Raw genomic sequence first — 25,004 nt, 5'->3', positions numbered from 1 at the left:
CGCGACACCGGGCTGCGACACCGGGCTGCGACACCGGGCTGCGACACCGGGCTGCGACACCGGGCTGCGACACCGGGCTGCGACACCGGGCTGCGACACCGGGCTGCGACACCGGGCTGCGACGCCGGGCTGCGACGCCGGGCTGCGACGCCGGGCTGCGACGCCGGGCTGCGACGCCGGGCTGCGACGCCGGGCTGCGACGAGCGCGAGGCGACGCCCTGTGGGCGAACGACGGGACGTCGCGGACACGGTCCGGAGCCACCCCGTAGGGCAACGGCATTGGCTTCAGGGGGTCTCGCGTGACGTCACCGTGAACTGTGCGCCGTCCGGGTCGCGCAGCACCGCCTCGTAGTCGGACTCCCGCAGGACGCCTCCGCCGTGCGCCGCGACCACCCGGGCGCACGAGCGGATGTCCGCGACCGCGAAGTGGACCTGCCAGTGCGGGCGGACGGTCGGGTCGGGGGCCGCCTCCAGCGCGCCCGACTCGATCCGCGCCACGACATGTCCGTCGCTGAGCAGGACGACCTCGCCGCCCTCGTAGCGGACCTCGCAGCTCTGCGGGTCCGCCGACGCCCAGTCGAGGATCTCGCCGTAGAAGATCGCCGCCTCGAAGGCGTCGCGGGTGTGCAGGCGGACGAAGGCCGGGGCCGAGCGGCGCCAGGTCTCCCAGCCGCCCATGAGGTCGCCCTCCCAGATGCCGAAGGTCGCGCCGTCCCGGTCGGCGAGCAGGGCCGCCCGGCCGGGCGGGAAGGACAGCGGGCCCACGGCGACCGTGGCGCCGCGCTCGCGGACCCGGCCGGTGGCCACGTCCGCGTCGGGCACGGCGAAGTACGGCGTCCAGGCCACCGCCACCTGCCACATCGAGGCCACCGCGGCCAGACCGGCCACCGGAACGTCGTTCGCCGTGGCGATCCGGAAGCGGTCGCCGAGCCGGGCCGAGCGCCACTTCCAGCCGAACACGGCCTCGTAGAACGCCTCGGTGGTCTCCACATCGCGGCTGGTGAGACTGACCCAGCACGGGGCCCCGAACACCGAGTGGGTGGAGACGGCGTCCGGCTTGCCGGGGAACGGTTCGCTGTCGTGGTTCATGACCCCCAGTGTCCAACCGGAAGGGGTACCCGTGCCTGTCGAGCACGTGTCTTGACCATCCCTTTGGGTTAGTTACCTCTGCTAAAGAGGTAATCTCACAAGTGTGGAGACGGAGAACTTCCCGGAGGAGCTGGCCGACGCGCTCGTCGGTGTCCAGCGGCTGATCCGCAGGCGACTACGGAGCGAGATGACCTTGCCGCGGCTGCGCGGCGCCGAGGTGGAGCTGCTGCGCCTGGTCGAGATCCGGCCCGGCATCGGCATCTCGGACGCGGCCAAGGAGCTGTACCTCGCGAGCAATTCGGTGTCGACGCTCGTCAACCAGCTCGTCCGGGACGGCTTCCTGATCCGCGGGACGGACCCCGCCGACCGGCGCGCCGCCCGCCTCCAGCTCACGCAGGCGGCCAAGACCCGCCTCGCCGACTGGCACGCGCGGCGCGCGGAACTCGTCCGCGGACAGGTCGACCGTCTCGACCGGGCGGACCGGGACGCGCTGCGCGCGGCGATCCCGGCCCTGCGCCAACTGGCCGTCAATCTGCACGAGGAGGCCGAGGACTCATGACACCGGACACCGCCCCCGGGCGGGCCGCAGCCGTGAGCTGCACCCGGCTCGCCTATTCCTTCGGCGAGACGACCGCGGTGGACGGGCTCGACCTGTCCGTGGGGGAGGGCGAGGTCTTCGGACTGCTCGGCCCCAACGGAGCCGGGAAGACCACGGCCATCCGCTGCATCACCACCCTCCTGCCGGTCCCGGCGGGCATGGTCCACGTCTTCGGCCACGACACGGCCAAGGACCAGATGTCCGTGCGCCGGATGCTCGGCTACGTCCCACAGCAGCTCTCCGCCGACAGCGGGCTCACCGGCCGCGAGAACGTCGCTCTCTTCGCCCGCGTCTTCGACGTCCCGCGCCGGGAACGCGCGGCCCGCGTCGCCCAGGCGCTGCGGGCGGTCGACCTCACCGACGCCGCCGACCGGCTGGCCAACACCTACTCCGGCGGCATGGTCCGCCGACTGGAACTCGCGCAGGCCCTGGTCAGCGCACCCCGTCTGCTCATCCTCGACGAGCCCACCATCGGCCTCGACCCGATCGCCCGCACCAGCGTGTGGGAACACATCAACGCCGTGCGCGAGGCCACCGGCATGACCGTGCTGGTCACCACCCACTACATGGACGAGGCCGACCAGTACTGCGACCGCGTCGGCCTGATGCACCGCGGCCGGATCCGCGCCCTGGGCACCCCGACCCAGCTCCGCGAGGGCCTCGGCGAACGCCGCCGCGCGGACGGCGCCCCCGCCACCGATCCGCTGCCCACCCTTGAGGACGTCTTCCGGGACATCGCCGGCAGCGGTCTCGAAGACCAGTCAGGAGGTTTCCGCGATGTCCGAAGCACCCGCCGCACCGCGAACCGTGTCGGCTGACCCCGCCACCGCCGAGAACGGCCTCAACCTTCTGCTCACCCCGCCCCAGCCCCGGTCCGGCTGGCGGCTGATCCCCGCCCGCGTCATCGCGATGTGCGCCGTAGAACTCCAGAAACTCCGCCACGACCGCACAGAGTTGTACACCCGAGCCGTCCAACCGGCCCTCTGGCTGCTGATCTTCGGCCAGACCTTCACCCGCATCAAGGCGATCCCCACCGGCGGCATCCCCTACATCGACTACCTCGCCCCGGGCATCATCGCCCAGTCCGCGATGTTCATCGCCATCTTCTACGGCATCCAGATCATCTGGGAGCGCGACGCCGGCATCCTCAACAAGCTCCTCGTCACCCCGACCCCGCGCTCGGCGCTGATCACCGGCAAGGCCTTTGCGGCCGGTGTGAAGTCGCTGATCCAGGCCGTCGTCGTGGTGGTCATCGCGGCGATCCTCGGGGTGGCGCTGACCTGGAACCCGCTGAAGCTGCTCGGCGTCGGGGCGATCGTGATCCTCGGCTCGGCCTTCTTCTCCTGTCTGTCGATGACCATCGCCGGCATCGTGCTCAGCAGGGACCGGTTGATGGGTTTCGGACAGGCGATCACCATGCCGCTGTTCTTCGGCTCCAACGCCCTCTACCCGGTGGCGATCATGCCGGGCTGGCTCCAGACGGTCAGCAAGGTGAACCCGCTGAGCTACGAAGTGGACGCCCTGCGCGGCCTTCTGCTCGGCACCCCCTCGCATGTCGGCACCGACTTCGCCGTGCTGTTGGTGGCCGCTGCACTGGGCATCGCCGCCGCCTCCTCCCTGCTCGGACGGCTCGCCCGCTGATCTTGTCCGGAAGGTGATGTGCGGCACGCCCCCGACCACGGTTCGACGGCCGGAAAGCGGATTCTTCCTGCGCACGGCTTGATCAGTGATCAAGCGGACGAAATCGCTGGCCACAGCGCATTCTGCTCATTTGACAGTGCGCTGAGCACACAGATAGGAAGCAGCTCTCTGAGGTCGAGAGGGTGCACTGTGTACGAGCCGAACGTGGTCGGGGACTGGCAGGAGTACGACGAACATGCCGGTCTGCGTGTCCGTGTCCACAGCCTGGCGGCTGCCGAGCCGCCGCGCGGACGCGACGACGCCGCCGAGGGGCTGACGTACTTCACGCTCCGGGTGACCGTCGAGAACCGCGGCGCGCGGCACTACGGCATCCACCTGGAGGACGGCCAGATCGACGTCAGGCTCGGCCCGGACGGCGAGAGCGCCTTCATCGACTGGCGCAGCTCGCAGTTCATCGAGGGCTTCGACGTCCACCCGCTGCGCCGCGCCACCGCCGTCCTGTACGCGGCCGGTGCGGAGGCCTCCCTGACCCAGGTCGACGTGCAGGTGCAGCTCCGGGTCGAGGAGGAGTGGACCGACCGGCGCCTGTGGGCGGGCGGTATCGGTCTGTGCGAGGCGGCCGTCGCCGGCGGTGCGGGGCGGGACGACAGCCTGGCGCACCAGGTCAGCAACTTCCTCCGCGACCAGGCGGAACCCGGCCCCGCCTGAGGGGTCAGTGCGGGATGCCGTCGATGATCTCGCGGGCGCCCTGACGCAGCAGCGCCACGGCCACCGACGTTCCGAGCGTCGCCGGGTCCAGCCGGCCCGCCCACTCGTGCGCGTTCAGCCTGGTCTTGCCGTCCGGGGTGAACACACAGGCGCGCAGCGACAGTTCACCGCTCCGGTCCACCTGGGCGTACCCGGCGATCGGGCTGTTGCAGTGCCCCTGGAGGACATGCAGGAACATACGCTCGGCGGTCGCCTCACGATGGGCCTCGGGGTGGCCGAGCCCGCTGATCGTGTCGATGACGTCGGTGTCGCCCTCGCGGCACTGCAGGGCGAGGATGCCCGCGCCGATCGGCGGCATCATCGCCTCGGCGGACAGCACCTCGGTGGCCACGTCCAGCCGGCCGATGCGCTCCAGGCCGGACATCGCGACCAGCAGCGCGTCCGCCTCGCCCGCGGCGAGCTTCTCCAGCCGCCGGTTGACGTTGCCGCGGAACGGCACACAGTGCAACTCCGGGTGGGTGGCGGCGAGTTGGGCGACCCGGCGGACCGACGAGGTGCCGACACGGGTACCGGCCGGCAGCTCGTCCAGGGTCAGCCCGCCCGGGTGGATCAGGGCGTCGCGGATGTCGTCCCGCTTCAGGAACGCGGCGAACGTAGTGCCGGCCGGCAGCGGACGGTCGGCGGGCACGTCCTTCATGCAGTGCACCGCGAGATCCGCCTCACCGGCGAGCAGCGCGGCGTCCACCTCCTTGGTGAACGCCCCCTTGCCCTCGACCGCGGACAGATCGCCCATCCACTTGTCGCCGGTCGTCTTCACCGGCACGACCTCGGTGCGCACCTGTGGATGAAGGACGGCCAACTCGGCGCGGACACGCTCCACTTGGGCCAGCGCCATGGGCGAGTCGCGGGAGACGATACGGATCAGTTCGGGCACGGACATGCGGCCACGATAGACCGTTCCGCACCTCCTCCGACGCGGCACCCGCCAACTCAAACCTGTGGCACCACCCGAATCAGACAAGGGGCTCGCTGATCTCCACGGCGCGCACCGCGGCGACCAGGGCCGTTTCGTCGCCCACGTCCAGAGCGGTGTCGGTGAACTTGATGACGTGTTCGTCACCATGGGCCACGGCCCGTTCGAGCACATCCTCCGCCGTGAGGGGCGCCGGCGGTGTGTACTCGACCGGCTCGTCGGGGGTGTACATCGCGGTGACCGCCGCGGACGCCGTCCACGCGGCGTGCAGGCTCGGCACCCACAGCTCACGGGGGAGCGCGTCGAGCGCGCGCAGCACGGCATTGGGAGCCGTCGCGGCGTGGACCAGCATGGTCGGCTGCCCGTGCCCGTGGGTGGCGTAGCGATGCGTGGCCGCGCGCACCAGTTCGGTGAGCCGGTCCCGCGCGGCGTCCGGATCGGTCACCTCGCCCGCCCAGACGGGCAGTCGGCGTACGGCGTCCAGCCGGGCCCGGAAACCGACCGGCCCTTCGACGATCGGAGGTATGGCGTCGAGGGCGTCGGCGGCGGTGCGTGCGCCGGGCACCGACGCGATGCCGGACACGGGTTGGTGCCGGGCCGCCCAGTAGCCCAGCCCGTGCGCGAGCTCCGTGAGCCGGGGCTCGTTCTCCTCCGCGCCGAGCGCCCGCACGGCATGGCCGACCCGGATGACCGGATGGGTGGCGCCCGCCGCGATCCCGGGCAGCAGACGCGGCCACCACACGGCGAGGACGCCCCGCCAGGGATGTTCGGCGAGGGCACGGGAGAAGTAGCCGATCCAGTCGGCGGCCCGGTGCGGATCGCCCAGCGCGGAGGGCCAGTTGCCGTCAGTGACGGGAGCCACCGGATCGGGGAACTCCTCCAGCTTGTCCCGGTAGAGATCCAGCCAGTGGTGAACGGCCCCGGCCCGCCCGCGCGCGGCAAGTGCCTCGGCGACCATCGGTGCGTGGTTGCTGAGCCAGCCGTCCCGCTCGGGCCCGGTGGAATGCAGTCGTCCGAAGGCCTCTTCCAGCGTTCCGCTCGTGTCCATACCCAGCACGCTAGGTCTCCGGCCCACGAGAACAGATCGGCCCGGAGACGGAAGCAGCACCCGCCCCCGGCCCTAGGTCGGCGGTCCTACGGCCGTGGGGAGTGGATGCCGCCGGTGGCCGCGCGGCGGGGGCCGGGGCCTGTCCGGCCGATCACGCCGCGGCCGCGAGGTGTGGCGCGCCCATCTCCGGCGTTGCCTTCACCCGCTGGCTCCCCGTCGCTCGAAAGCTGGCGCGCAGGGCCCTGTCGTGTCGCCCGTGGCGGCAGCCGCCGACCTCTCCTCCCGCCTCGCGGCCGTACGCTCCCCCCGCTCACCGGCACTACCCAGGCACCGTTCCTCTTCTGCGACCCGGTCGGCCGGACAGGTCCTACTCGGTCAGCACGACCTCGATCGTGCGATGCCCCCGTCCGTCGGCCGCCACGACAGGCTCCCCGGCCCGCCCGTCGACCGTGCTCGACCGCACCCGGCTTCCGGCGCCGCGCAGAGTGACGTCGAGCGTCATGTCCCGGTACGGCAGTCCGCGCAGGCGTACCGGGCCCCAGGACGGAGGCAGGCACGGGCGCAGTCGTAGGGAGTCGTCCGTGAAGGTCAGGCCGAACAGGCCGTCGTGGACCAGGCGCAGATACGCCGTCGCCGACCAGGTCTGGTCGGGCTGGGAGACGAAGTGGTCGGCGTGGCCGCTGCTGCCGCCCTGCCAGCCGCCGTCGACCGCGCCGGTCACGGAGTTGTACACCTCGTAGAAGCCGCCGCTCGTGGTGATCAGCCCGGCGAGGGTGTCGACAGCGAGGGCGAACGGCTCGGTGCGGCCCGCGTCGGCGGCTGCCTGGCCGTACAGTCCGTGGACCATCGGCCAGACCATCATGTTGTGCCGTCCCGGACGCCGGTCGTCGAAGCGCGGGAAGTGCGGCCAGACGTTGACGATGCCGTACGGCTGCCAGTGCGTGGAGTCCAGGATGCGGGCGGCCCGGTCGGCGTCGGCGACGCCGAGGAGGACGGCGAGGGCCAGTCCCGCGCCCTCCTGCGAGGTGTCGAGACGTCCGGCGAGCGAGCCCTCGCCGTGCACGAGATAGCCGTAGGTGCCGGCGTCCGCGCGCCACAGGTGCCGGTCGATCGCCGTGCGCAGACGCTCCGCGTCCGAGCGCAGGGAGGCGGCCTGTACGGGGCGGCCGAGGGCCTCGGACATGGCGGCGAGGGCCAATTGGGCGCCGTAGTAGAGGCAGTTGGTCGACAGGCACATCAGCTTGGCAGCCTGCGGGTGGTCGAGGACGAAGGACGAGTGGACGGATGTCGAGGCGGGCGGGCTCGGGTAGCCGGAGATGCCGTCGTTCATGAAGCCCGGGCCCTCGAAGAGGCCGAAGGACGCGTTGAAGTGCTGGGCGCGGCGGGCCGCGAGGGTGTGCGTGGACGTGTCGCAGGCCCGGGTGAGGAAGTCGCGGTCGCCGGTGACGAGGTAGTGGTGGTGGGCGGCCAGGACCCACACGATCTGGTCCCACCACTGGTTGTCCTGTTGGACCACGAGTCCGTCGCCCGCGTGGTCGACCACGGACCACAGGGTGTTCCGGGCGACCGCCGGTGCCAGCAGGCTGACCCCGCTCCAGGTGTTGACGGCCGCGTCCCGTGTCCAGCGCTGCGGCGCGGGATAGCCGCCGCCCGCCCGCACGACGGTGCCGGGCGGGTAGGCGAGCAGGCCCGCCCGGTCGTACACCGAGCGGTCCGCGCCGATGGTGTTGGCGCCGGACACGGACCTGAGCGCGGACGCGTAGAGCGCGCCGAGCCGGCGTTGGACCGCCGGGTCGTCGAAGTCGAGGGTGGGCATGCTGTATCCGTTCCCGGGAGCCGGGCCCTGCGCACCCGCGGGGAAGGCCGTCGCCCCGGCCACCGCCAGCGCGACCAGGAAAGCCCGCCGGGAGATTCGTCTGGCTGCCACGTTCCGTCCTCTCGGGCTCCCGGGGTCGAGATGATCCCGGGAGCTCTGAGAACGATGGTGCCCTGTGCCGAGTACCGTCAGGCGTTGGGGTCGAACGTGATTCCGGACGGCTCGGCCGAGGTGAGGTGGGCCGCGAAGTTGGCGTCCTTGAGTCCGAAGTTGGCGCTGCCGAAGTCGTAGGCGCTCAACTTGTCGCGCAGGCCCGCCGGGTAGCCGTTCCAGCCGACCAGCGGCGGGTACTGCCAGGTGTGCTTGTCGTTCTCCGGCGGCTCGTCATTGGCGTTCGCCAGCCGGAAGTCGTGCGTGCCGATGCCGTCCTTGTGGTAGACGATCTTGGCGTGGGTGCCGTCGAAGCGGACCTCGGACGCCGCGTGCACGGTGAACGAGCCGTGGTTGGACGTCGACACGTACTGGATCTGGCCGTTCTGCACCCAGACCACGACGTGTTCCCAGTCGTTGCGGTGCCCGCCGATGCTGGAGTTGGCGAGCGCCTGGTCCTTCTCGAAGTACAGGCCGTACATGTACGCGCACCAGCCGTTGTTGCACTTGTAGCGCGAGTAGCTGTTGGTGTTGTCGAGGTCCGAGGCGTCGTGGCAGTCGCCGCTCAGTGAACCCGTCGGGTTGAGGCCGCCGTTGACGGTCCCGTCGGGGCCGATCGCGGGCGTCGGGTAGCAGCCGTCCGTGTCGTAGTCGAAGGCGGGCAGATACGTCTGCTCGGCCGCCTCGGCGTTCGAGGGCAGCGCCTTGGGCGGGGCGGCGAAGGCGGCGGACGGGAAGGCGACGACCAGGGCGGCGGCACCACCGAGGGCGGCGAGCCACCTTCCCCGGCGGACTCGGGACTTCTGGGACGACACGCGTCCTCCTTTGCGGGCGCAGCCCGATGGCTGTGAGGGGTGGAAAGGGCTTTCAGCGTCCCGATTTTTCATGTACGTGCCAAGGGGGCGAGGTGTCACGGCGGTGACACGCCGCCCAATACTTGATCTACGCAACTTCCTTGCTTCTCCGGTGCGTTCACCGGTTCACAGCTCGGGATCCGGCGGCACGGACGCCCGCACCAGACCCGTCTGGTAGGCCATCACGACGAGTTGGTGCCCTTCATCTCGCGCAGCGCGGAGGATGTCGTACCGGCGAGTTCCGTCAGGATCTTCCGCACCTGCTCGGGGTGCGTGCGCGCCAGGTGGGCGGCGGTGCCGGCCTGCGCGTGGGCCAGGACCAGATGATGGGCGACCACGTCGGGCAACTCCCGTGCGATGCGCATCCGTTCCTCGGCCATCCGGTGCCTGGCCTCCTCCTCCCGGGCGCGCTCGGCGTACTCGGCCCGCGCCCGCACCGCCTCCAGACAGGCGTCCCGCAGCCGGAGCGCGTTCCCGGCGACGACCGGCAGCAGCAGCCAGGCGGCCGGGCCGACGGTCCTGAACGGCCAAGGGTGATGCACCGGGTCCACCACCGTGGCCGCGCCCACCACCAGCACGACCGGGACCAAGAAGTAGCGGCGGGCCGTCCGTGGGCGGGTCAGCATGGCCAGCCGGTACAGGGCCGGCATCAACGGCCCCAGCGTCAGCGGGGTGAGCAGACAGCCCAGCGCGCCCGCCCCGGCGGCCGTCACCGCCGTAACCGCGACGACCGTACGGGGACGGCTCCGCTGCAAGAGCAGGGCCGCGCAGGAGACCGCGGCGAGCGCGATCGTGGAGCCCACGTCGGACCGGGGACCGGACGGCACGTTCAGCTCGCTGCCGAAGAGAAACATGACGAACAGCAGCACCGCCGCCATGGTGTCGACGGTGCGGATGTGCTCGTCCGCGTAGCGCTGCGCCGCATGGAGACCCCTCGTCGGACACCAGACTCCCGGGCGGACCCCGGTCCCGCCGTCGTGCGGCTGCCGACAGTCACCGCTACTGAGAACGCGGTACACGCCGCCGGCCGTGTCGTCCCCGGGCACGACCGGCGGCGCGCGTCACGTCACACGTTCTGCAGATACGCCAGCACGGCCAGCACCCGGCGGTGCCCGCTGTCGCTCGGCGGCAGGCTCAGCTTCAGGAACACATTGCCGATGTGCTTGCTGACCGCGCGTTCCGTGACGACCAGGGTCCTGGCGATCGTCGTGTTGTCGTGGCCCTCCGCCATCAGCTTCAGCACCTCGCGCTCGCGCGGGGTCAGCGAGTCCAGCGGTGAGTTGCGGCGCCGGGTGAGCAGCTCGGTCACCACCTCGGGGTCGAGCGCCGTACCGCCGGCCGCCACCCGGTCCAGCGCGTCGAGGAACTCGTCGACCCGGCCGATCCGGTCCTTGAGGAGATAGCCGACCCCGCTCGCGCCGACGCCCAGCAACTCGGCGGCGTACGACTCCTCGACATACTGCGACAGCACCAGCACCGGCAGCCCCGGAATCTTCTCCCGTGCCTCCAGCGCGGCCCGCAGGCCCTCGTCGCGGAATCCGGGCGGCATCCGCACATCGAGCACGGCCACGTCCGGCCGGTGTTCGAGCAGCGCGGGCAGCACCTCGGGCCCGCTGCCCGCGACGGCCACCACCTCGTGCCCCGCCGACGTCAACAGGAGGACCAGACCCTCCCTGAGCAGGGCGTTGTCCTCGGCGATCACGACTCTCACGACAGTTCCGCCTCAACTACGCTCACCAGACGCACGGCAGCTCCACTTCGATCACGGTCGGCCCCCCGATGGGGCTGGTCACAGTCACATCGCCGTCGAGCGCGGCGACCCGGCGCCGCATGCCCAGCAGCCCCGATCCGCCCGCCTCCTCGGCGCCACCCCGGCCCTCGTCGCGCACCTGGACGCGCAGTCCGGTGCGGGTGCGGGCGAGGCGGACCTCGGCGCGGTCGGCGCCGCTGTACTTGGCCGCGTTGGTCAGCGACTCGGCGATCACGAAGTACGCCGCCGCCTCCACCGCCGCCGGGGCCCGCGGCCCGTCGTGTCCGTCGGTCAGCCCGTCCACGGTCACCGTCACAGCGAGGGCGCTGCTGGCGGCCAGGGCGCGCACCGCGCCGACCAGACCGCGGTCGGTGAGGATCGGCGGATGGATGGCGCGTACGACGTGCCGCAGATCCGTCAGCGCCTCCTCGGCCAGCGTCTGCGCCTCGTCGAGCATCCGGCGGGCCGCCGCAGGGTCCCGGTCGTAGGCCCGCTTGGCGAGACCGATGCGCATCGACAGCGAGACCAGCCGGGCCTGCGTGCCGTCGTGCAGGTCCCGTTCGATCCGGCGCAGTTCAGCCCCGTGCGCGGCGATCGCGCCCGCCCGCGTCTGCACCAACTCCTCGACGCGCACGGCGAGTTGGGCCTTCGGTGAGGGTTTCAGCAGAACCGTGGACCAGTGGGCGTCCAGGTCGGCGAGCCGGCTGATCAAGGGCAGGACGAGGGCCTGGCGGCGCAGCAGCCCGCACCACACCCCGTCGACGACCAGACCCAGCGGCCACAGCGGCAGCATCAGGACGGGCAGGGCGCCGTAGGCGTAGTAGGCGATCATCCAGCGGACGTCGGTCAGTGTGCTCGGGTCGAGGACCGCCGTGCGCACCCGCTCCCGGACGGTGCCGGTGAGCGGCTGGTACGCCTCGGGGATCTTCCGGCCCGTCCACGCGCCTGCCATCTGCCGCTTGGCCCCGGCGATCCGCCGTATCAGCAGCACCGTCTCGGGCAGCATGAACGCGCCGACCACCGTGACCGTGAGGATCGCGGTGATCAGGAGCACGGTGATGAAGATGTACGACCCGAAGGCCATCGCAGCGGCGACGACCAGGTGGAGCGTGGCCCGGGCCGCCTGCCGCAGGGTGGCGCGCATGGAGATCAGGTTAGGCGCATCGGCCCGGGCGCGGGGGAGCGGACCGCCCGGTGCGGGTGCAGCCCGCTCCACCGGGGGTTCGGGAGATCGCTCCCTCGTGCCGTCGGGCGGACGACGCAATCGTTGAGGCAACACGTCAGCCGAGATCCAAGTCTGCTCGTTCCGGAGGAAACCATTCATGAAGCCGCTGCTCGCGTCGAGACCCGTGCTGCGGTTCCTGTTCCTGTTCAACCTGGTCGTCGCCGTCACCACGCCCTTCGTGGCCCGCGGGTCGCAGGCGGTCCTGACCGGCGTCGGCAGGGGGGTGGTCTCGCTCGGGGCGGGCGTCAGCCTGTTCCGGACCGGCCGGAAGGCGGCCTGACCGGGCGCGGTGGCGCGAGGGCACGGGCACACCAGGGCACGCCTCGACGGATGCACCGCGGCTCGCGGTGCCGGTCAGACGGCGCACCAGCCGTTGTCGACGGGCAGCACCGCGCCGTTGATGTTCCGGGCGGCGTCGGAGGCCAGGAAGACGAGCGCGGCGGCCTGCTCCTCGGGGAAGGCGATCCGGTCGGAGAGGCCGAGTCCGGGGCCGATCACCCCCGGGCCGTGGGCCCGCGCGTCGACGTCGAAGGTGATGCCGGTGGCGGTGGACCCGGGCGCGATCGCGTTGGCGCGGATTCCCCGACTCCGGTACATCACGGCGAGGGACTTCACCAGGCCCACGATGCCGTGCTTGGCGGCGGTGCAGGCGGCGCCCGCCGCACTGCCGCGCAGGCCCGCCTCGGCGGCGGTGAAGACGATCGCGCCGCGCCCGGCGGCGAGCATGTGCGGCAGCGCGGCCCGGGTCAGCAGGAACGGCGCCGTCAGATTGACGCGGATGACCCGCTCCCACTCGGCGTCCTCGGTGTCGGCGAGGGCCGACATGCGGTCCATGATCCCGGCGTTGTTCACCAGCACATCGAGCGCGCCGAACGCGTCGAGAGCGGTGGCGACGACCTCGTCCACCACCGCCTGTTCGCTCAGCTCGCCGATGACACCGATGGCGGAGCCGCCGTCGTTCTCGATCTGCTTGACGGTCTGCCCGGCGCCCGCCCGGTCGAGGTCCGCGACGACGACGTCGGCACCCGCGAGGGCGAACTGCAGGGCCGCGGCCCGCCCGATCCCGGACGCCGCCCCGGTGACGACGACACTGCGTCCCTCAAGTCCGGTGCTGCGCATGGCGTACTCCTTCGTCTTCGCGCTCTCGCGGGTCTCGTCCCGAGACGCGGAGTGCGGTGCGGAACCCCGTCGTCGCGGTCGGCCGCGATCGTGGCAAGGGATGTCCACGGACCCGGCGCCGATCTGGGGGAGTGTCCGGCGACCGGGTCCGGGACAGCGCCGACCCCCGTCCCCACGGGTTCGGCGCGGGGGCCGCCTTCCGCTCAAGGCGGCCCCGGCTCTGGTGAGCGAGGGCTCAGTTGCGCTCCTGCTGTCCGGCAGTCCGCCCTTACGGCGGGCTTGCTTGAGTTAGGCAAGCATATGTGACTTACTTGAGTCAAGCAAGCGAATGAATATTGCTTGAGTCAGGCAAGCAGAACGGTAGGCTGAGCGCATGTCCACGTACGGCAGCATCAGTGAGACACGATCACTCGCTCGCGGTGGCGGGCAGCACCTGCTTGTCGCCGTGGGCGAGCCGGACAACGCCGAAGTCCTCTCCACGACACTGGAGTTGGCGGGCTACCGCATCCGCACGGCCGCCACCGGCGCCGAAGTGGTGGCGCGACTCGCGGAGCAGCGGTTCGAACTGGTCGTCATCGACGCGGAGTTGCCCCAGATGGATGCCCTCGCGCAGGGCCGCCGACTCGTCACGCACCGCCCGCCCGTGCTGCTGCTGACCGCCTGGGACGCCCTCGACAAGCTGCTGCCCGAGCTGGGCGCGGGGGAGCGGGACTATGTCACCAAGCCCTTCCGGATCGCCGAAGTCCTCGCCCGGATCCAGGTGTTACTGCGCGCCAGGGGAGGCGGACGGGACGGCGCGCTGCACTACGCCGACCTGGTCCTGGACGACACCACTTGCCAGGCGCGGCGCGGGCGGCGCACCCTCGATCTCACGCCCGCGGAGTACCGGCTGCTGCGCCATCTCCTCGTCAACGCGCACAAGGTGCTGTCCAAGGAGCAGATCAGCCGCTACGTCTGGGGCGACTTCCGCGGTGACAACGCCATGGAACAACTCGTCTCCCGCCTCCGGCGCAAGGTGGACCAGGAGGGCGCGGCGCTGATCCACACGCGGCGGGGCTTCGGCTACTGGCTCGGACGGGCCGCCGGCGGTGGTGGGTGAGTGTCCCGCCGGTGAAGTTGCAAGGGATTCGCGGAGCAAATATGGACGCCTCGTGAAGCGAGCGTGGGGCGGGGTCGCGGTGACGCGGCTCCGCCCCTTTTGCGTTGCGGTCGCGAGTTGCCGCCATAACGTCCATGTCCCTCAACGCGCAGGTAATTCACCCGAGTTAGCCCTCCCTGGCATCTCTGTCCGGCCCATGGCAACAGAGCCTGCGCGTGATCTGGATCACGTCAGGTTGTTGTCAGGGAACTGACCGGAAGGTGTCAGCCCGCTCTGTTTGCATGTGCTCATCGAGGCCTCGTTCCCCACACCCCGGCGCCCCGCCCCACGCGGAGCCCCCCCCACACCGAGGAGAGACATGGCCGACACCCTGACCGGCATCGCGCCCGACACGGCCGCGGCGGTCCCCGAGTATCCGATGCGGCGGGACGCGCGCTGCCCCCTCGCCCCGCCGCCGGCCGTGCACGGGGTGCGCGACGGGAAACCGATCAGCAAGGTCCGCATCTGGGACGGCAGTACGCCCTGGCTGATCACCCGCCACGCCGACCAGCGCGCCCTGCTCACCGACCCCCGCGTCAGCGATGACGACCTGGAACCCGGCTTCCCCCACGTCAACGCGCACCGCGCCGAGATCTCCCCGCACATCCCGCGGCTGATCACCAACACAGACGCCCCCGAGCACACCCGGCTGCGCCGGACGGTCAACGCGCCGTTCCTCGTCAAGCGGATCGAGACCATGCGGGCCCCGGTCCAGAAGATCGTCGACGAGCTGATCGACGACATGCTGGCCGGCCCCAACCCCGCCGACCTCCTCACCGCGCTCGCCCTGCCGGTGCCCTCGCTGGTCATCGCCGAACTGCTCGGAGTGCCGTACGCGGACCACGACTTCTTCCAGCGCAACAGCAGCCTCGCCCTCGACACCGCCGCGTCACCCGAGGAGGCCCGGGAAGCGAGCACCGCGCTCAGCGGCTACCTGGACCGGCTCATCGGGGAGAAGCTGGAGAACCCGGGCGAGGGCGTGGTGTCCGAGATGGCGGGGCGGGTGAAGACCGGTGAGATGACCCGCCTGGAGGCCGTGCACATGGGCGTCGCCATGCTCATCGCCGGGCACGAGACCACCGCGACGATGATCAGCCTCGGCACCCTCGCGCTGCTCCAGGCGCCCGACCAACTCGCCCTGGTGCGCGAGACGGACGACCCGAAGGTGATCGCCGGCGCGGTGGACGAACTGCTGCGCTTCCTGACCATCGTGCAGATCGGGCTCCGCCGGGTCGCCAAGGCGGACATCGAGATCGGCGGTGTCACCATCCGGGCCGGCGAGGGCATGATCTTCGACCTGCCCGCCGCGAACTGGGACCCCGAGGTGTTCCCCGCGGCCGACCGCCTCGACATCACCCGCTCCGCCCGCCAGCACCAGGCCTTCGGCTACGGCCCCCACCAGTGCCTCGGCCAGAACCTCGCCCGCCTCGAACTCCAGGTCGTCTACGGCACCCTCTACCGCCGCATCCCGACCCTGCGCCTGGCCGCCCCGATCGAGCAACTGGCCTTCGACCGCACCGGGACGACCTACGGCGTGGCCTGCCTGCCCGTCACGTGGTGACCACCGACACCTGATCGACGAACGTCAACGAACCTCAACGAACAGCGAGCAAAGGACACAGCCATGAAGGTCGAACTCGACGAACCGAAATGCGTCGCCTCCGGGCAGTGCGTGGTCGCCGCCCCCGACGTCTTCGACCAGCGTGACGAGGACGGTGTGGCGATCCTCCTGGAGGAGCACCCTGGCGCCGAACTCGTAGACGACGTGCGGGAAGCCGTGGCGGTCTGCCCGGCCGCGGCCATCCGACTGGTGGAGCGGTGAACCGGATCGTCGTCGTCGGTGCCTCGGCGGCCGGACTCGCGGCGGCCGAGACGCTCCGCCGCGAGGGCTACACCGGCACGCTCACCCTCGTGGGCGACGAACCGCATCCGCCCTACGACCGGCCGCCGCTGTCCAAGCAGGTCCTCGCCGCCGAGTGGGAACCGGACCGGGTCGCCCTGCGCGGCCCGGCCGACCTGGCCGGGCAGGACCTCGACCTGCGCCTCGGCGTCGCCGCGACGGCACTCGACCTCGCCGCGCAGGAGGTGTCGCTCTCGGACGGCGCGCAGGTGCCCTACGACGGGCTCGTCATCGCCACCGGGGTGCGTCCCCGGCGGCTGCCCGGCGAGGGCGCGCACGTCCTGCGCACCCTCGACGACGCCCTCACGCTGCGCGAACGGCTCGCGCCGGGGCGGCGGTTGGTCGTGGTCGGCGCCGGGTTCCTCGGCGCCGAGGCCGCCGCCGTGGCCTGGCGCCTGGGCGCGCGGGTGACCCTGCTGGAACCGGCCCGTGTGCCCCTGGCGCACGCGGTCGGCGAGCAGGTCGGACAGGTGCTGGCACAGGCCCACGTGGACCACGGCGTCGACCTCCGCACCGGCGTCTCCGTCACCGAGGTGACCGACGAGGGCGTACGGCTCGGGGACGGCGAGGAGATCGAGGCCGACGAGGTGCTCGTCGCGATCGGCTCGCTGCCGAACACCGAGTGGCTCGCGGACAGCGGACTGCCGGTGGGCGACGGTGTGGTGTGCGACGAGTACTGCGAGGCCGCGCGGAACGTGTACGCGGCCGGTGACGTCGCCCGCTGGTACAACCCGCTGTTCGGCACCTCGATGTGCATCGAGCATCGCACCAACGCGGCCGAGCAGGGCATGGCCGCCGCCCGCAACCTCCTCGCCGCCACCGGGGCCCGCAAGGCGTTCGCGCCCGTGCCGTACTTCTGGTCCGACCAGTACGACATGAAGATCCAGGCACGCGGCTATCTGCGCGGCCACGACGAAGTCGCCGTCGTGGAAGGCGACTTGGCCGATCGCCGATTCGTAGCCGCCTACCGCACCGGCGACCGCCTCACCGGCACCCTCGCGGTCGGCATGCCCCCCAAGGCGATCCGCGCGTGGCGCCAGGCCATTGCCGCCGGAGCAACATGGCGGGACACCGTGTCCACGTCCCCGAAGGAGGCCGTTCATGGCGCGGCGGGCGGCTGAGACGGACCGGGAGGTCGTCGTGGTCAAGGGCGCGGGTGGCGTGGGACTGGTGGTCGCCCGTCGCGTAGGTGGCGGGCGCACGCTGTGCCTCGCCGACGCTTCCCGCTGCCGTCTCGATGTCCGGCGGCGGGTCGTCGTCGCCGGAGCGGCCTGTCGGGAGACCTGTGCCGCGTACCCGAAGGGGCCGTTCATGGCGCAGCCATCGTCTGAGGCGCCCCGTGACGTCGTCGTGGTCGCGGGCGCGGGTGGCGCGGGGGCGGCGGTCGCTCGTCGCCCCCTGTTCTCCGGCGATGCCTCGCGCCGCCGACTCGACGCTTGCCGGCAGGGCAGCGCGGTCGGCGTGAGAAGGGCGGTCGCCCGTCGCTTGAGTGGCGGGCGCAGGCTGCCCCTTGCTGAGGCTTTGCGCGGCCGACTCGATGTCCGTCGCCGGCGGACCGTCGCCGACGCGGGCGGCATAGCAGTGGCGGTCGCCCGTCGCCTGGGCGGAGCGCGCACGTTGCTCCGCGCAGAGGCGACCTGCGGTCAACTCGATGTCCAGCGGCGGCGCTTCGTCGCCGGAGCGGCCTGTCGGGAGGCCGTCTCCGCGTGCCCGAAGGAGGCCATCCATGGCGCAACCCCTGCCTGACGCACCCCGTGACGTCGTCGTGGTCACCGGCGCGGGTGGCATGGGAACCGCGATCGCCCGCCGCCTCGGCGGTGGGCGCACGCTCTTCCTCGCCGACGCCTCGCGTGGCCAACTCGACCGCACCGTGGCCGCGTTGCGCGCCGAGGGGCATGCGGCGCACGGTGTCCTCACCGACATCTCCGATCGGGCGGCTGTGGAGAAGCTCGCCCGGACGGCGGCCGGTGAGGGGAGGGTCGTCGCCGTGGTGCACACGGCCGGGGTCTCCGCCTCGATCGCGTCGGCGCGGACGATCCTGGAGGTCGACCTGCTCGGCACCGTCCATGTGATCGACGCCTTCGAGGCGGTGGCCGGGCGCGGCACCTCCCTGGTCGCGGTGTCCAGCATGGCCGGCCACTACGCCTCCCTGAGCCCCGAGGACGAGGCCGCCCTGGCGACGGCCCCGGCCGAGGAACTGCTCGAACTGGCCGCCGTCACCGCCGTGGGCGACGACCCCCTGCGCGCGTACATGGTCGCCAAGCGCGCCAACCACGTGCGCGTGGAGGCCGCCGCACTCGCCTGGAACCTGCGCGGCGCCCGTATCAACACCGTCAGCCCCGGCGTCATCTCCACCGCGATGTCCAAGGCGGAGGCAGAGTCCCCGCACGGCGGGCACATGCTCAAGATGCTGGACGACTGCGGAGCGGGCCGCACCGGAACACCCGGCGAGATCGCCGACGCGGTGGCCTTCCTCACCGGCCCCGAGGCGCAGTTCATCACCGGCACGGATCTGCTCGTCGACGGTGGACAGGCGGCGTGGGTGCGCCGGCACATGCGGCATTGACGGGTGGGGCCCGGGGCCGCACCCAGGCCCGGGCCGCTCACCCTGATGGCCCACGGCGGTGGCCTCCGCCAGGGGCCCGCTCGACGCTGAGGCCATGAGCCCTGGTCATGCTGCCCGCTCGTCGAAACGGACGAGGATCGTCCTCCTGGTGGCCGTCGTCGTGGCGGCCCTCGTCGGCGGTCTCGCGCTGCTGCCCGCCACATTCTCGGCGGACGCCGACGCCGACGCGAGTGTCACGAAGGTGTCGGTCGGCGGTGCCATCGGGAAGAACCTGCCGGTCACCCAACCGAAGATCTCCTGCGCCGACCTGCTCCAGAAGGACTTCGGCACCCTCGACGACGCGGCCACGTCGGTCACCTCGGCGAGCGTGGTGGCCAAGGGCGACGCGAACGCGTACGAGTACTGCGACGTGAAAGGTGCCATCGCTCCGCAGATCCAGTTCGAACTGCGGCTGCCGACACAGACGTACCGGCAGCGCTACCTCCAGGAGGGCTGCGGCGGCTACTGCGGCATGGTCGGCGTCGGCCAACCCGCCGCGTCGACCGGCTGCGCCCCCGTCACCGACGGCTCCTTCGCTCTCGGCCAGGACAACCAGGGCCATGTCTCCACCTCCGGCATGAGCGGCGGGGGAGCGGAGGTCTGGGCGACGAACCCCCAGCTCAAGGTGGACTTCGGCTACCGCTCCGAGCACGCCTTCGCCACCGCAGCCAAGGCGATCACCAAGGCGTTCTACGGCGCGGAGCCGACGTACTCCTACTACGACGGCTGCTCGGCCGGCGGGCGCGAGACGCTGATGGAGGTGCAGCGCTACCCCCGCGACTTCAGTGCCGCCCTGGTCGGCGCCCCGGCCTTCAACCAGACCGCGCTCAACGCGATGCAGGAGGCGTACCTCTCCACCATCGACTTCCGCGCGGACGGCTCGACGATCCTGCCCGCCTCGAAGCTCTCCATGCTGCACAAGGCCGTCCTCGCCAAGTGCGCCGATCCCAGGCTGAACAACGACCTCATCCAGGACCCGGCGACCTGCGCCTTCGACCCGGCCGGCCTCAAGTGCGCCGACAACAGGGACAGTTCGAGCTGTCTCACCGCCGAGCAGGTCGACGTCGTACGGAAGGCGTACGCGGGCGTGACCGCCCGGGACGGCACCCATCTCTACACCGGCGGCCAGCCCTACGGCTCCGAGACCGCCTGGGAGGGACTGTTCGTCCCCAAGGCCGGTCAGGGGCAGAGTTCGGTCCAGCTCTACGGGATCGGCCTCGGGTTCCTGCGCTGGGTCGGCACGTGGGAGGCCGACCCGACGCTGAAGCTCGACCCTTCACTGTTCACCGTGGACACCTTCAAGGCCTACCAGCGGGAGGTCTCTGGGATCTACGACGCAACCGACCCCGATCTCACCAAGTTCCACGAGGCCGGCGGCAGGCTCATCCAGTGGCACGGACTGACCGATCCCAACATCCCGCCGACCGGCACCCGGGCCTACCGCCAGGCCGTGATCGACACGATGGGGCAGGACGAGGTCGACGACTTCTACCGCCTGTACCTGTTCCCCGGCGTGAACCACTGCGGGGGCGGTGACGGACCCGACAGCTTCGATCTGCTCAGCGAACTGATCGACTGGCGGGAGACCGGGAAGACGCCGGGTGCCGTGATCGCGTCCAAGACCAGCGGCGGCAGCGGGCCCGGAGGACCGGCGGGCGGTCAGCTCGGCGGTGGTGCCAAAGCCTCCGCGAGCGCGAGCGGCAGCGCGCCCACCGTCGAGTACACGCGGCCTGTGTATCCGTACCCGCGACTGGTCGCCTACGACGGCTCGGGCGACAAGAACGACGCGGCCAACTACCGCGCCTACACGCCCGACCGACTGCCCGACGACCACTACAAGTGGGCCGGAACCTTCACCTCCGGCTACCAGGAATGGTGCGAGACGAAGGACGGCAGGTCGATGAACTGCAGCCGACACAGGCCGTAGCGGAAGCAGGAGAGGAAGCCGTAGGAGAACTTGGTTCATCGCCCGTCCATGGCCGGTCCATGGGCGGGCGGCGGCATGTCTGAGGTAAGTATGGGAGGAAGCCTGCCTGCAATACGGCGGACAAAATTGTTGACAATCTTGTTTGGCTAGATTTAGGTTCGACAGGCACTCACTCAGGGAGGGCAACGATGCCGAAAGAAGCCCGTCCGAGCACCGGGGAGCAGGCCAAGCAACATGCGCTCACGCAGTTGCGGCAGGCGATCCTGCACGGCGAGATGGCACCGGCACAGCGGTTGGTGGAGAACGAACTCGCCGAGCAGCTCGATGTGACGCGGGCCAGCATCCGCGCGGCACTGATCGATCTGGCGGCCGAAGGGCTGGTCGAACGGATCCGCAACCGCGGCTCGCGGGTGCGGGTGGTGACCGTGGAGGAAGCGGTCGCCATCACGGAGTGCCGCATGGTCCTGGAGGGACTGTGCGCGGCCAAGGCGGCCGTCGCGGCCAGCGACGACCAACTGGCCGAACTGGCGGACCTCGGCCGGGCCATGACCAAGGCCGTGGCCGACGGCGAGCCGGTGACGTACTCCGAGCTGAACCACGCACTGCACGACAAGGTCCGGGAGTTCTCCGGCCAGCAGACCGCCGTGGCCCTGCTGGAGCGGCTCAACGCCCAACTGGTTCGGCACCGCTTCCAGTTGGCGCTGCGGCCGGGGCGCCCACAGCAGTCCCTGAACGAGCATCTGGCGATGATCGAGACGATCACGGCCAGGGACCCGCAGGCGGCCGAGACGGCCGTCCGCGCCCATCTCGCCAGTGTGATCGAGGCGTTGCGCGACTGAGGCGCGGCGCATCGGCGCACCCGGGGCGGGCGCACACCTGTCCACCAAGGAGATTCGAGCAATGACGCACGGCACCGCGCCCGCCACCCCACGATCGACACTCGTCGTCACGGCGCACGCCGGGGACTTCGTCTGGCGGGCGGGCGGCGCCATCGCGCTGGCCGCCGCCCGCGGCGAGAAGGTCACCATCGCCTGTCTGACCTTCGGCGAGCGCGGCGAGTCCGCCAAGGCCTGGCGCGAGGGCAAGCAACTGGACGAGATCAAGGCGATCCGGCGGGACGAGGCCGAGCGGGCCGCGGCCACCCTCGGCGCCGAGGTCCGCTTCTTCGACGCCGGCGACTACCCCCTGGTCGCCACCGCCGAGCTGACCGACCGACTCGTCGAGGTCTACCGCGCCACCCAGCCGGACGTCGTGCTCACCCACCCCACCGAGGACCCGTACAACGGCGACCACCCGGCCGCCAACCGGATGGCGCTGGAGGCCCGCGTCCTCGCCCAGGCCATCGGCTACCCCGGCGAGGGCGAGATCATCGGGGCCCCGCCGGTCTTCTACTTCGAGCCGCACCAGCCCGAGATGAGCGGTTTCAAGCCCGAGGTCCTGCTCGACATCACCGAGGTGTGGGAGACCAAGCGCAAGGCGATGGAGTGCCTCGGCGCCCAGCAGCACCTGTGGGACTACTACACCGACCTGGCCGTCCGCCGAGGCGTCCAGCTCAAGCGCAACGCCGGCCCGAACCTGGGCCTGGCCCACCAGACCATGGCCGAGGCGTACATGCGCCCGTACCCGCAGATCGCGAAGGAGCTGGCATAACCATGGGCGGCGTGATCGTCACCAACCCCCCGAAGGCCGACGCCGCGGACGTCGAGGCGCTGTCCGCCTTCGGCGTGGCCACCGTCAGCGAGGCCATGGGCCGCACCGGTCTGCTCGGACCGGCAATCCGCCCTGTCCAACAGGGAGTTCGGGTCGCCGGCACGGCTGTCACCGTGCTCAGCTGGCCCGGCGACAACCTCATGATCCACGCGGCCGTTGAGCAGTGCGGCGAGGGCGACATCCTCGTCGTCACCACCACCTCCCCGTGCACGGACGGCCTGTTCGGCGAACTCTTCGCCACCGCGCTCCAGCAGCGCGGGGTGCGCGGAGTCGTCCTCAACACCGGCATCCGCGACACCCAGGAACTGCGCGACATGGGCTTCGCCGCCTGGTCCCGCGCCGTCTCCTCCCAGGGCACCGTCAAGGCCACCGGCGGCTCGGTCAACGTGCCTGTCGCCATCGACGGCCAGGTCGTCCGCCCCGGTGACGTGATCGTCGCCGACGACGACGGCGTGGTGGTCGTACCGCGCGAGAAGGCCCGCGAGACCGCCGAGAGGTCGGAGGCCCGCGAGGCCAAGGAAGCGGCTACCCGTGCCGCCTTCATCGAGGGCCAACTCGGCCTGGACCGCTACGGGTTGCGCGACACCCTCAAGCAGCTCGGCGTCGAGTACCGGACGTACGAGGAGTACACCGGGGACGGGTCGTGACCGGGCCCGCGGAGGTGCGCTGCATGCTCATGCGCGGCGGCACCTCCAAGGGCGCCTACTTCCTGGCCGAGGACCTCCCCGCCGACCCCGCCGAGCGCGACGACCTGCTGCTGCGCGTGATGGGCAGCCCCGACCCGCGCCAGATCGACGGTCTGGGCGGCGCCCACCCGCTCACCAGCAAGGTCGGCGTGGTCTCCGTATCGGCTGACCCCGAGGCCGACGTCGACTACCTCTTCCTCCAGGTCGCCGTCGACCGCCCCGAGGTCACCGACCGGCAGAACTGCGGCAACATCCTCGCCGGAATAGGCCCGTTCGCCGTCGAGCGGGGGCTCGTGGCCCCCGGTGACGGCGAGACCTCCGTCCGCATCCGCATGCTCAACACCGGGGAACTCGCCATCGCGCGCTTCCCCACCCCGGGCGGGCGGGTCGACTACACCGGCACCGCGGAGATATCCGGCGTACCCGGCACCGCCGCACCGGTGGTGATCGACTTCCCGCAGGGCAGCAGCCCGTTGCTGCCGACCGGCCGCATCCGGGACGTGATCGCCGGCACCGAGGTGACCTGCGTCGACAACGGCATGCCGGTGGTCCTGATCCCGGCCGCCGCGCTGGGCGCCACCGGCTACGAGAGCCCCAAGGACCTGGAAGAGAACCTCACTCTCGCCGACCGGCTGCGGGAGATCCGCCTGGAGGCCGGCAAGCTGATGGGCCTCGGTGACGTCGAGTCCACCACCGTGCCCAAGCTCACCCTGCTGGCACCGCCCCGGGACGGCGGCGCCGTCGTGACCCGCACCTTCATCCCCGTGCGCTGCCACACCTCGATCGGCGTCCTGGGCGCCGCGAGCGTGGCGGCGGGACTGCTCCTGCCCGGCGGGGTGGGGGAGGACATCGCGGAGCTTCCGTCCGGAAGTGACCGAATTCGCATCGAGCATCCCAGCGGATTCCTAGACATCGAAACTAGCGTGGCCCCCGCATCCGGCGACGCCGCTCCGGTGGTCCGCAGAACCGCCGTGGTGCGCACCGCCCGCAAGATCTTCGACGGCACCGTGTTCCCCCGGTCCGCCGAGACAGCCCCCACACCCGCATTCGTACGACCCCTAGGAGGCGACGATGGCTCCGCCGCTCGGTGACATCGCCCATATCGGCCACGCCCAGCTCTTCACCCCGGACCTGGACGCCAGTGTCGCCTTCTTCACCGACTATCTGGGGCTGACCGTCAACGGGCAGGACGGCGACACCGTCTACCTGCGCACCTACGACGACTACGAGCACCACAGCCTGGTCCTCACCGCCCGCGAACAGCCCGGCCTCGGCCGGCTCGCCCTGCGCACCTCCAGCGAGGAGGCCCTCCAGCGCCGTATCAAGGCGGTCGAGGAGGCGGGCGGCACCGGCAGGTGGGTCGAGGACGAACCCGGCATCGGCAAGCTCTACGTCACCACCGACCCGGACGGCCACGAGCACGCCCTCTACTGGGAGAGCGAGCACTACCGGGCCCCCGACGAGCTGAAACCGGCGCTCAAGAACCAGCCGCAGGCCAAGCCCAACCGGGGCGTCGGCGTACGGCGCCTGGATCACATCAACTTCCTTGCCGCGGACGTGCTCTCCAGCGCGGAGTTCCAGGAACAGGTGCTGGGCGCTCGTCCCACCGAGCAGATCCAGCTCGACTCGGGCCGGATCGCGGCGCGTTGGCTGACGTACACGAACAAGTCGTACGACGTCGTCTACACCGAGGACTGGACCGGCTCGACCGGGCGGCTGCACCACATCGCCTTCGCGACCGACACCCGCGAGGACATCCTGCGCGCGGCCGATCTCGCCATCGACACCGGTGTGTTCATCGAGACGGGCCCGCACAAGCACGCCATCCAGCAGACGTTCTTCCTCTACGTCTACGAGCCCGGCGGCAACCGCATCGAACTGTGCAACCCGCTCACCCGGCTCGTCCTGGCGCCCGACTGGCCGCTGATCACCTGGACCGAGGAGGAGCGGAAGAAGGGGCAGGCCTGGGGGCTGCAGACCATCGCGTCCTTCCACACCCACGGCACTCCGCCCGTCGCCTGAAACACGCTGCTCAGGGGGTGTACGGCACAGATACATGTGCCGTAC

25 protein-coding genes are annotated in these 25,004 nt (G+C 71.3%); 16 read left to right on the top strand and 9 right to left on the bottom strand.

The features are described from left to right. Positions 1-285 precede the first annotated feature (285 nt). A complete protein-coding gene (locus ABZT04_RS22090) occupies positions 286-1,089 on the bottom strand; it encodes a VOC family protein (protein ID WP_356058550.1) in 804 nt (267 codons plus the stop codon). Between the two features lie 103 nt (positions 1,090-1,192). Between ABZT04_RS22090 and ABZT04_RS22085 the strand changes: the two genes are divergently transcribed. From ABZT04_RS22085 to ABZT04_RS22070, 4 genes are all read left to right on the top strand, one after another. Continuing rightward, the gene (locus ABZT04_RS22085) at positions 1,193-1,648 is read left to right on the top strand and encodes a MarR family transcriptional regulator (protein ID WP_356058548.1); all 456 of its coding nucleotides are present in this window, start codon (positions 1,193-1,195) and stop codon (positions 1,646-1,648) included. Further along, complete coding sequence (locus ABZT04_RS22080) at positions 1,645-2,505, top strand: ATP-binding cassette domain-containing protein (protein WP_356058546.1); 861 nt, start codon at positions 1,645-1,647, stop codon at positions 2,503-2,505. Before ABZT04_RS22085 ends, ABZT04_RS22080 begins: the two co-directional genes overlap by 4 nt. After that, on the top strand, positions 2,465-3,328 hold the full coding sequence (locus tag ABZT04_RS22075; protein ID WP_356058545.1) for an ABC transporter permease: 864 nt from the start codon (positions 2,465-2,467) through the stop codon (positions 3,326-3,328). Before ABZT04_RS22080 ends, ABZT04_RS22075 begins: the two co-directional genes overlap by 41 nt. A gap of 189 nt (positions 3,329-3,517) precedes the next feature. Further along, the gene (locus tag ABZT04_RS22070; protein ID WP_356058544.1) at positions 3,518-4,036 is read left to right on the top strand and encodes a hypothetical protein; all 519 of its coding nucleotides are present in this window, start codon (positions 3,518-3,520) and stop codon (positions 4,034-4,036) included. 4 nt (positions 4,037-4,040) lie between these two features. Here the strand turns inward: ABZT04_RS22070 and hemC are convergent, their stop codons facing one another. From hemC to ABZT04_RS22035, 7 genes are all read right to left on the bottom strand, one after another. Further along, positions 4,041-4,976, bottom strand: a complete 936-nt coding sequence (gene hemC / locus ABZT04_RS22065) for a hydroxymethylbilane synthase (protein ID WP_356058542.1) — start codon at positions 4,974-4,976, stop codon at positions 4,041-4,043. Between the two features lie 73 nt (positions 4,977-5,049). Next, on the bottom strand, positions 5,050-6,057 hold the full coding sequence (locus ABZT04_RS22060) for a questin oxidase family protein (protein WP_356058540.1): 1,008 nt from the start codon (positions 6,055-6,057) through the stop codon (positions 5,050-5,052). A gap of 367 nt (positions 6,058-6,424) precedes the next feature. Further along, positions 6,425-7,984 (bottom strand): glycosyl hydrolase family 65 protein, encoded by a 1,560-nt coding sequence (locus ABZT04_RS22055; protein WP_356058539.1) that lies wholly within the window; start codon positions 7,982-7,984, stop codon positions 6,425-6,427. A 77-nt stretch (positions 7,985-8,061) separates the two neighbouring features. Next, entirely contained in the window at positions 8,062-8,838 is a 777-nt protein-coding gene (locus ABZT04_RS22050; protein ID WP_356058537.1) for an NPP1 family protein, read from the bottom strand. A gap of 221 nt (positions 8,839-9,059) precedes the next feature. Further along, positions 9,060-9,755: a histidine kinase dimerization/phosphoacceptor domain-containing protein gene (locus ABZT04_RS22045; protein WP_356058536.1), complete on the bottom strand. Its 696-nt coding sequence runs from the start codon at positions 9,753-9,755 to the stop codon at positions 9,060-9,062. A 188-nt stretch (positions 9,756-9,943) separates the two neighbouring features. Further along, on the bottom strand, positions 9,944-10,588 hold the full coding sequence (locus ABZT04_RS22040) for a response regulator transcription factor (RefSeq protein WP_356058535.1): 645 nt from the start codon (positions 10,586-10,588) through the stop codon (positions 9,944-9,946). A gap of 22 nt (positions 10,589-10,610) precedes the next feature. Beyond that, a complete protein-coding gene (locus ABZT04_RS22035) occupies positions 10,611-11,771 on the bottom strand; it encodes a histidine kinase (protein ID WP_356058533.1) in 1,161 nt (386 codons plus the stop codon). Between the two features lie 178 nt (positions 11,772-11,949). Between ABZT04_RS22035 and ABZT04_RS22030 the strand changes: the two genes are divergently transcribed. Beyond that, positions 11,950-12,132 carry a hypothetical protein gene (locus ABZT04_RS22030; RefSeq protein ID WP_356058532.1) on the top strand — a complete coding sequence of 61 codons (183 nt, stop codon included), beginning with the start codon at positions 11,950-11,952 and terminating at the stop codon, positions 12,130-12,132. A gap of 74 nt (positions 12,133-12,206) precedes the next feature. On the opposite strand, the gene ABZT04_RS22025 is transcribed toward ABZT04_RS22030, so the two are convergent. Then, positions 12,207-12,971: an SDR family NAD(P)-dependent oxidoreductase gene (locus ABZT04_RS22025; protein ID WP_356058530.1), complete on the bottom strand. Its 765-nt coding sequence runs from the start codon at positions 12,969-12,971 to the stop codon at positions 12,207-12,209. Positions 12,972-13,344: 373 nt separating this feature from the next. Between ABZT04_RS22025 and ABZT04_RS22020 the strand changes: the two genes are divergently transcribed. The 11 genes from ABZT04_RS22020 to ABZT04_RS21970 all read left to right on the top strand — a co-directional run bounded on the left by ABZT04_RS22020 (position 13,345) and on the right by ABZT04_RS21970 (position 24,959). Continuing rightward, complete coding sequence (locus tag ABZT04_RS22020) at positions 13,345-14,070, top strand: response regulator transcription factor (RefSeq protein ID WP_356058528.1); 726 nt, start codon at positions 13,345-13,347, stop codon at positions 14,068-14,070. 358 nt (positions 14,071-14,428) lie between these two features. Next, positions 14,429-15,670 (top strand): cytochrome P450, encoded by a 1,242-nt coding sequence (locus ABZT04_RS22015; protein WP_356058526.1) that lies wholly within the window; start codon positions 14,429-14,431, stop codon positions 15,668-15,670. A gap of 63 nt (positions 15,671-15,733) precedes the next feature. Further along, entirely contained in the window at positions 15,734-15,931 is a 198-nt protein-coding gene (locus ABZT04_RS22010) for a ferredoxin (RefSeq protein ID WP_019069916.1), read from the top strand. Further along, positions 15,928-17,130 carry an FAD-dependent oxidoreductase gene (locus ABZT04_RS22005; RefSeq protein WP_356058525.1) on the top strand — a complete coding sequence of 401 codons (1,203 nt, stop codon included), beginning with the start codon at positions 15,928-15,930 and terminating at the stop codon, positions 17,128-17,130. The genes ABZT04_RS22010 and ABZT04_RS22005 overlap by 4 nt, the downstream gene beginning before the upstream one ends. A 605-nt stretch (positions 17,131-17,735) precedes the next feature. Next, positions 17,736-18,575: an SDR family oxidoreductase gene (locus tag ABZT04_RS22000; protein WP_356058524.1), complete on the top strand. Its 840-nt coding sequence runs from the start codon at positions 17,736-17,738 to the stop codon at positions 18,573-18,575. Positions 18,576-18,669: 94 nt separating this feature from the next. Next, positions 18,670-20,541: a tannase/feruloyl esterase family alpha/beta hydrolase gene (locus ABZT04_RS21995; RefSeq protein WP_356058522.1), complete on the top strand. Its 1,872-nt coding sequence runs from the start codon at positions 18,670-18,672 to the stop codon at positions 20,539-20,541. Positions 20,542-20,729: 188 nt separating this feature from the next. After that, the gene (locus ABZT04_RS21990) at positions 20,730-21,380 is read left to right on the top strand and encodes a GntR family transcriptional regulator (RefSeq protein WP_356058521.1); all 651 of its coding nucleotides are present in this window, start codon (positions 20,730-20,732) and stop codon (positions 21,378-21,380) included. Positions 21,381-21,441: 61 nt separating this feature from the next. Then, complete coding sequence (locus ABZT04_RS21985; protein ID WP_356058520.1) at positions 21,442-22,191, top strand: PIG-L deacetylase family protein; 750 nt, start codon at positions 21,442-21,444, stop codon at positions 22,189-22,191. Positions 22,192-22,193: 2 nt separating this feature from the next. Next, entirely contained in the window at positions 22,194-22,898 is a 705-nt protein-coding gene (locus ABZT04_RS21980; RefSeq protein WP_356058518.1) for a 4-carboxy-4-hydroxy-2-oxoadipate aldolase/oxaloacetate decarboxylase, read from the top strand. Further along, a complete protein-coding gene (locus ABZT04_RS21975) occupies positions 22,895-24,028 on the top strand; it encodes a 4-oxalomesaconate tautomerase (protein WP_356058516.1) in 1,134 nt (377 codons plus the stop codon). The genes ABZT04_RS21980 and ABZT04_RS21975 overlap by 4 nt, the downstream gene beginning before the upstream one ends. Further along, positions 24,009-24,959 carry a catechol 2,3-dioxygenase gene (locus tag ABZT04_RS21970; protein WP_356058515.1) on the top strand — a complete coding sequence of 317 codons (951 nt, stop codon included), beginning with the start codon at positions 24,009-24,011 and terminating at the stop codon, positions 24,957-24,959. The genes ABZT04_RS21975 and ABZT04_RS21970 overlap by 20 nt, the downstream gene beginning before the upstream one ends. The last annotated feature ends 45 nt before the right edge of the window (positions 24,960-25,004 follow it).

The organism is Streptomyces sp. NPDC005492 (assembly GCF_040605995.1).
In the GTDB taxonomy this organism is placed as follows: domain Bacteria; phylum Actinomycetota; class Actinomycetes; order Streptomycetales; family Streptomycetaceae; genus Streptomyces.
This window is presented reverse-complemented; position numbering and strand designations above follow the sequence as displayed.

Bases quoted from the DNA above. Each gene is read 5' to 3' on its own strand.
- ABZT04_RS22090 (WP_356058550.1), bottom strand. From the start codon at position 1,089: ATGAACCACGACAGCGAACCGTTCCCCGGCAAGCCGGACGCCGTCTCC.
- ABZT04_RS22080 (WP_356058546.1), top strand. From the start codon at position 1,645: ATGACACCGGACACCGCCCCCGGGCGGGCCGCAGCCGTGAGCTGCACC.
- ABZT04_RS22075 (WP_356058545.1), top strand. From the start codon at position 2,465: ATGTCCGAAGCACCCGCCGCACCGCGAACCGTGTCGGCTGACCCCGCC.
- hemC (WP_356058542.1), bottom strand. From the start codon at position 4,976: ATGTCCGTGCCCGAACTGATCCGTATCGTCTCCCGCGACTCGCCCATG.
- ABZT04_RS22060 (WP_356058540.1), bottom strand. From the start codon at position 6,057: ATGGACACGAGCGGAACGCTGGAAGAGGCCTTCGGACGACTGCATTCC.
- ABZT04_RS22045 (WP_356058536.1), bottom strand. From the start codon at position 9,755: ATGGCGGCGGTGCTGCTGTTCGTCATGTTTCTCTTCGGCAGCGAGCTG.
- ABZT04_RS22035 (WP_356058533.1), bottom strand. From the start codon at position 11,771: ATGCGCGCCACCCTGCGGCAGGCGGCCCGGGCCACGCTCCACCTGGTC.
- ABZT04_RS22030 (WP_356058532.1), top strand. From the start codon at position 11,950: ATGAAGCCGCTGCTCGCGTCGAGACCCGTGCTGCGGTTCCTGTTCCTG.
- ABZT04_RS22025 (WP_356058530.1), bottom strand. From the start codon at position 12,971: ATGCGCAGCACCGGACTTGAGGGACGCAGTGTCGTCGTCACCGGGGCG.
- ABZT04_RS22020 (WP_356058528.1), top strand. From the start codon at position 13,345: ATGTCCACGTACGGCAGCATCAGTGAGACACGATCACTCGCTCGCGGT.
- ABZT04_RS22015 (WP_356058526.1), top strand. From the start codon at position 14,429: ATGGCCGACACCCTGACCGGCATCGCGCCCGACACGGCCGCGGCGGTC.
- ABZT04_RS22010 (WP_019069916.1), top strand. From the start codon at position 15,734: ATGAAGGTCGAACTCGACGAACCGAAATGCGTCGCCTCCGGGCAGTGC.
- ABZT04_RS22000 (WP_356058524.1), top strand. From the start codon at position 17,736: ATGGCGCAACCCCTGCCTGACGCACCCCGTGACGTCGTCGTGGTCACC.
- ABZT04_RS21995 (WP_356058522.1), top strand. From the start codon at position 18,670: ATGAGCCCTGGTCATGCTGCCCGCTCGTCGAAACGGACGAGGATCGTC.
- ABZT04_RS21990 (WP_356058521.1), top strand. From the start codon at position 20,730: ATGCCGAAAGAAGCCCGTCCGAGCACCGGGGAGCAGGCCAAGCAACAT.
- ABZT04_RS21985 (WP_356058520.1), top strand. From the start codon at position 21,442: ATGACGCACGGCACCGCGCCCGCCACCCCACGATCGACACTCGTCGTC.
- ABZT04_RS21980 (WP_356058518.1), top strand. From the start codon at position 22,194: ATGGGCGGCGTGATCGTCACCAACCCCCCGAAGGCCGACGCCGCGGAC.
- ABZT04_RS21970 (WP_356058515.1), top strand. From the start codon at position 24,009: ATGGCTCCGCCGCTCGGTGACATCGCCCATATCGGCCACGCCCAGCTC.